3 protein-coding genes are annotated in these 6376 nt (G+C 43.2%); 1 reads left to right on the top strand and 2 read right to left on the bottom strand.

All coding sequences use genetic code 11. The features are described 5' to 3' along the window. The first annotated feature begins 47 nt into the window (after window positions 1-47). Window positions 48-884 carry a hypothetical protein gene (locus tag Q0625_RS09285; protein WP_298826236.1) on the top strand — a complete coding sequence of 279 codons (837 nt, stop codon included), beginning with the start codon at window positions 48-50 and terminating at the stop codon, window positions 882-884. 223 nt (window positions 885-1107) lie between these two features. On the opposite strand, the gene Q0625_RS09280 is transcribed toward Q0625_RS09285, so the two are convergent. Then, window positions 1108-4053 (bottom strand): TonB-dependent receptor, encoded by a 2946-nt coding sequence (locus Q0625_RS09280; RefSeq protein ID WP_298826233.1) that lies wholly within the window; start codon window positions 4051-4053, stop codon window positions 1108-1110. Between the two features lie 385 nt (window positions 4054-4438). Then, a complete protein-coding gene (gene ggt, locus Q0625_RS09275) occupies window positions 4439-6148 on the bottom strand; it encodes a gamma-glutamyltransferase (protein ID WP_298826230.1) in 1710 nt (569 codons plus the stop codon). Window positions 6149-6376 lie beyond the last annotated feature (228 nt).

Raw genomic sequence — 6376 nt, 5'->3', positions numbered from 1 at the left:
TGTTTTTTTAAATTTTTTATTATACCTTTGCCCAAAATATAACGATTATGAGTAATACGATTCCATTAAAAGAGAAGTTGGATTTTCAACAATATCAGTTGGTTATCAATGCTTTGTCTAATATAGGGATAGAAATAGACGTTCCCCATAGTGTGGAAGATTATGCAGCTTCTTTGCAGGAGAAAGAAGTAAAGGAGACTCCACTGAAAGAAAATGAGCAACTTTTCAAAATTGAGCTACCTTTGGCAGAGCCGCTCTTCCTTACTGATAAGAAGGGAGGAGAGATGATAGTGATTACCAAAGATACCTATAATAAGCTGTTAATCAGGATAGAAGAGTTGGAAACTATCAACCGAGGACTGAAGGAAAGGTATATGGAGAAACCTGCTGCTCCAGTTGCACCTGTAACCCCTGCACCTGCTCCAGCTGCTCCTACAGCACCTGTTGCCCCTGCTATGGCATTCACTACTACTGAGGTAACCCATACTCCTGAACCTCAAAGTGCTACAACCACTCATAGCCCTATGGCTTTTACAACTACTCCTGTAATAGCCCCCCCTGTAGCTCCAGAGCCCATAGCTCCTCCTGTAACTCCAGAACCTATAGCAGCTCCTATAACTCATAGTCCTGCGATCTCTCAGAGCACAACAACTTCTGTGGAGAGTACTCATACTTTTAGTACAGTTGACCCTTTGAGTTCTACGAATCCTTTGGTACCTCAGACTATTACAACAACTTCCGAAGAGGCTACTTATCATAAGGAAGAACCTACCCCAACCTATCAGACTCCTATAAGTAGTACCCTTCACCAAAATGCCTCCAATATCTCCAATGAAGAGGCTTTGGAAAGAGCAAGAAGGATTATAGAAAAGTATAAGAAATAGTGGTTAGTGATTAGTTGTTAGTGGTTAGACTATTATGAGCTAATTACATAATATTGATGATACATACTTAGAAGATCTAATAAATAAAGAGAGGCTACCTTTTTGAGGTAGCCTCTCTGCTTTTGGGTCTATTATTATATTATGGTTTTCGTTATATCGAACTCACGTTATTTTATAGGCAAATTGCCTTTCTTACAAAACGCTGTCTTTGTTATTCACTTTCCTAAAACACATTGAAAGTAGCACGAAGGAATACATAGCGACCATTTAATCCAAATTGGGAAGTGGCGCGAGAATAGACAAATTGGTCATTATTGTTATTGGCCTTGACGTTCTTCTCTGGGTAAAGGTCAAAAAGATTATTTACACCAAGAGTAAGAGAAGTCTTAGGGGTAAAGTTGTAAGCTACCGATAGGTCAGTGATCACTTTGCCACGAATTACTTGGTGTCCACGCTCATCGAATACGAAATCACCTATACGCTTGTCAGCAGCTATAACATCAGGACCTGTTGCCTTTCCATAGTAAGTATTGCGTAAGTAGCCATTCCATTTGCCTATGGTAAGGTTGTGGGAAAGGGTCGCCTTGAAGCGAGGAATTACCTCTTCCAAGAGTACACGAGAGCGTTCGGAGAAGAATTTTTCTTCCAATCCTGCAGCTTTGATAGCTCTTGGGGTGTGTATGTCTCCTACCTTACGGGTTTGGGTAAGGTTGAAAGCAAAATCATTGTTTAGGGTGAACTTATCCGCTTGTAGGGAGTGACTTACTACCACATCTATTCCTTTGGTTTCTACATCTACCGCATTGGAGAAGAATTGTACAGTACTTACATTGGCTTGGTCAAAAATCTGCTTGAGTTCATTCTCGGCAGGGCTGTTTCCTGCAGGGCGAGTAAACGCCTCGGTGAGGATAATACGATCGTCTACACGGATAAAGTAAGCATCGGCACTAAGGGAAAGGCCTGCCTTGGGGATTTTGACAGCAAAACCGGCACTGAGTGATTTAGATTTTTCTTCTTGTAACTTCTCTATCCCAAAGAGTTCTGCTGCACGGGAGATGTTGTTGAAAGTTCCTGTTTCCTGTAATACCCCATTGATCTGTAAGGTGTTGATATTGGTGTAATACAACTGGTGGATAGAGGGGGCACGGAATCCGGTGGAGGCAGCCGCACGGAGATTCACATGAGGAAAGAGTTTTACACGAGTGGCGAGCTTGTAGTTGAAGGTATTTCCAAAGTCAGAATAATGTTCGTAACGCATCGCTGCATTAGCCAATAGCCATTGGGTAATATCGGTTTCGAACTCTCCATAACCAGCCCATACATTGCGGGTTTTGGTAAGGGCGCTTTCCTCTCTAAAACCAGGGAGTACTTGAGCCCCTCCAGGGAGGGCATTGCCAAAGAAATCCGTAACCTTCTGTGAGGCAGGAGCACTTAGAGGAAGTACGCCCCCTGTAATATCATAGGTAGCATAAGAGTTTTCAGCTCCTGCGACGGTACTATAAGACTCATGGCGTTGTTCTAACCCAAAAGATATATTGGACTTGTGGAACAGCTCAACAGGACGAGAGAGATCTAAGTTGATTGTATTCTGTGCAAAACGCAACTTTCCTGCATCAAAATAATCAGGAGAGGCAAAGCGCAAGCTGGTATTGCCTGTATTCTTGATCGTATAAGCAAATTCGTTGCGACCAAAGGTATTACTTAAGTCAAGGTGCCACTTACCTGCTTCCCCTCGGATACCTGCCGAGATAGAGGAGTCCTGTATATCGGTAGTGATTTGAGGTAAGTAGCCATTGGGGTATAGTCCTGTGAAGGTACGTGCTTGGTTAGGACGGCGGAAGAAACCTCCTGCCTCTCCATAGCGGTAGCTCTGTCCGCCAAAGGCATAGATTTCCCAATTATCAGAGACAGGGAAGGCAGCATTGACGAAGAATTGAGTACCCAAGAGGCTGGATTGTCCTACATGCATGTTATAGTCCTTGCGGTTAAGACCACGATAGGCAAGTTCCTGCTCGGTAAAGTCTTTTTTGAGAATAGGTTGTAAGTCGGCTATAGAGTTAGCGCTTTGTATCTGAGCGAGATAACTACTATCAAAATAGTCCACTTCTCCTGCATATCCCTTGATAAGCCCCAATAGGCGTGGGTCAGCATTTACATTGATATTGCTAAAATAGTGGGAAAGATTATCCCCATGGTTGAGGGCGCGGCGTTCTATAGCGTTGTAGGCGTTGAATATCTCTCCGTCAAAGGTACCTGCACGGTGAGTCTTGTCACGGAACTGAGCGGAGAAGGTAAAATTCAGAAAACCTCCCTTTTTGCCCAATTCGGTACCATAGTTGATATCCAATTGTCCTTGTCCGCCATCGAAATTACCACGATGGTCGTTAGCGGTAGGGGTTAGGTGTCCGCCATAGCTTACTTGGGCAGAGAGTCCTTTGTCCTTCTTAAGTTCAAGGTTCATCACCCCAGCGATAGCATCGGAGCCATATTGAGCAGAAGCACCATCGCGCAACACCTCTATTTTGGAGAGGGCAAAGGAGGGAATGGTGTTCAGGTCAGTCCCTACGGTACCACGCCCAGGAGTACCATTTACATTGATAAAGGCGGAGGTGTGGCGGCGCTTTCCGTTGAGCAATACGAGCGTTTGGTCAGGGCCTAAGCCACGCAATTGGGCAGGATCTAGGTGGTCGGAACCATCAGAAACTACTTGAGTGGTAGAGGTAAAAGAGGGGGCAATGCTATTGAGAATCTGGTTAAGGTTCACCTGTGGTTGTGTCTTGCTAGTTTTAGCCACATCGAAGACATCTACAGGGACAGGGCTGTCAATTTTCGTACGCCCTCCTGCACGGGAGCCTACAACCAATAACTCGGGGAGTTCTTCCGCTTCACCTATGAGGGTGACTACCAAATTCTTCTGCTTACCTACCTTGATTTCCTTGCTTTGGAAACCAATATAGGAGAACACAAGGGTCTGATTAGGAGTCACATTGATGCTAAATTCCCCTTTTTCGTTGGTGGTAGCCCCTTTGTTGGGTACTTCTTTGACCAAGATAGTAACGCCCAAGAGAGGTTCGTTTTGGTCGTCAATAACTTTTCCTTTGAGGGTTTGTGCGCCTGCAATACTTACCACAAGAAAGGCAAGGAGGCTGAGGAAGGGTTTTAGTTTCATTTTTTAATTTTAATTGTTAACGGTTAATTGTCTATTGTTAAAGCTTCTTTTTTTCTTACTATGGATTTTTGGAGACTGAGTAATAAAAAAGAAAGTAATGATGTACATCATTACTTTCTTTTTTAGGATTTTAAACTATGGGCAAAAGAAATCATGATGTCTTACTAGGGGTAAGGCATTAGGCAACACATCATGTTATTTCTTTGAATAAAAATCATTTTAATGGTTAATTATCAATGGTTGATTATTAATTACTCTTCACCTACATATCCAGTCATATATTTGCTGTTTGCACTCTTCATTAATTCGGGGACAAAGTTAGAAAAAAATTTTTAATTACCAAACAAAAAACATATTTTTTTTTGCTTTTATATATTTTTGTAGTTTAGTAACCTGCTGCTACATCGTCTCCACGCGGGTCTGCACCACCTTCTAAGGTACCATCTTTCTCAACCAAAATGGCATCTACACGACCGATGATGACAAAATTTTCTTCCTTGGGGACATAGCCTTTTGCCTTTAGCTTGGCAATAACGGCAGGATCAAATCCTTTGGGTTCGAACATCACATCATCGGGTAACCATTGGTGGTGGAAACGAGGTTTGCTTACGGACTCCTGCATAGTCATGCCATATTCAAATACATTGAGCATACATTGGAGCACGGAGGTAATGATAGTGGAGCCTCCAGGGGTACCAATAACCATGCGGAGCTTGCCATTTTCCTCTACTATGGTAGGTGACATGGAGCTAAGCATACGTTTGTTCGGTGCAATGGCATTCTTTTCAGAGCCTACAAGTCCGTAGGTGTTAGGTTCGCCTGGCTTGATACTGAAATCGTCCATTTGGTTATTGAGGAAGAAACCACCGCCCTTTACATATACTTTGGAACCATAATTGGTGTTGAGGGTGGTGGTCACTGCTACAGCATTGCCCTCGCTATCCACGATAGAGTAGTGGGTAGTCTCATCACTCTCATAGCCTACCACCTTGCCATGGGCAATCTCGCTGGACTTGCTTGCTCTATCCCAAGAGAAAGAGCGCATACGCTCCTTTAGATAGTCAGGGGAGAGGAGGGTTTCGGTAGGAACTTTTACAAAATCAGGATCGCCTAAGAAATAAGCCCTATCGGCATAAGCACGGCGCTCTGCCTCCACCAATAGCTGTACATATTGCTCGCCATTGTGAGCGTATTGTCCTATCTTATAAGGCTCTACCGACTTGAGTATCTGTGCGATACAGATTCCACCACTGGAAGGGAGTGGCATGGAGGAGATAGTGTAATTCTTGTAATTGAAAGTAATAGGAGTACGCCACTGAGAGTGGTAGTTTTTTAGGTCCTCAAGGGAGAGGATACCTCCTAATTCTTGTACATAATCCACGATACGTCGGGCTGTTTCCCCTTCGTAGAACTCAGCACGTCCATTGTCACGGATACGTTCCAAGGTTTGGGCAAGTTCTTCATACTTAAAGCGTTCGCCAGCTTTCCAGCCGTTTTCGAAGATAGTGGTATAGTTGTTAGCCTTTTTAATCTCAGCAAGGTTTTTCCCCATGTAGAAATCAGCTTGTAGGGGTGTGATAACCACTCCATTACGAGCCAGATCAATAGCAGGTTGGAAAAGGTCAGCAATAGGGAGCTTGCCGAATTTCTTATGTACTTCAAAGAGCGCATCAATAGTCCCAGGTACGCCTATAGCCAAGGCACCTAGGGTACTTTTGTCAGGAATCACTTTTCCATTGGCGTCCAAGTACATATCACGGTGTGCCTTACTAGGAGCTTTTTCACGGTAGTCCAAGGCACCTTTTTCACCATTGGCTAAGCGATAGACCATAAAGCCACCTCCACCGATATTTCCTGCATTAGGGTAAGCCACTGCCAATGCTAGTTCGGTAGCTACCATGGCATCAAAGGCATTTCCTCCTTTTTTAAGGATAGAGAGACCAATCTGAGAGGCCTCTTCCTTGGCACTCACTACCATACCATGCTTAGCGAGTACGCCTTTGGTATGGCCATAAGCTGTTTTCTTGGGTGCTGAACAAGCACTTACCAGAAGGAGAATAAATACTCCTAATAGTGAAAGGGTTTTTCTTACCATATATTTTTGTATATTTATTTAGTTGTCGCAAATATAAGTATTTTTTTTGAAAGTTTGCTCGTTTAAGTAATATTTTATACATTTGTCCAAACGAAAAACAACTTGCAAGAATAAACTAAGCACTTATGAAACGATTGGAATTTATCAAGAAAACAGGATTGGCAACAGTAGGACTGCCGTTGCTTTCCTCTTTTGAAGTTTTTTCTTTTACAAAAGGATATCAACAAG

The organism is uncultured Capnocytophaga sp., from assembly GCF_938029845.1.
Lineage (GTDB): Bacteria > Bacteroidota > Bacteroidia > Flavobacteriales > Flavobacteriaceae > Capnocytophaga.
Note: the sequence above shows the minus strand (reverse complement) of the source record. Positions and strands in the feature narration are given on the sequence as shown.

Bases quoted from the DNA above. Each gene is read 5' to 3' on its own strand.
- ggt (WP_298826230.1), bottom strand. From the start codon at position 6,148: ATGGTAAGAAAAACCCTTTCACTATTAGGAGTATTTATTCTCCTTCTG.
- Q0625_RS09280 (WP_298826233.1), bottom strand. From the start codon at position 4,053: ATGAAACTAAAACCCTTCCTCAGCCTCCTTGCCTTTCTTGTGGTAAGT.
- Q0625_RS09285 (WP_298826236.1), top strand. From the start codon at position 48: ATGAGTAATACGATTCCATTAAAAGAGAAGTTGGATTTTCAACAATAT.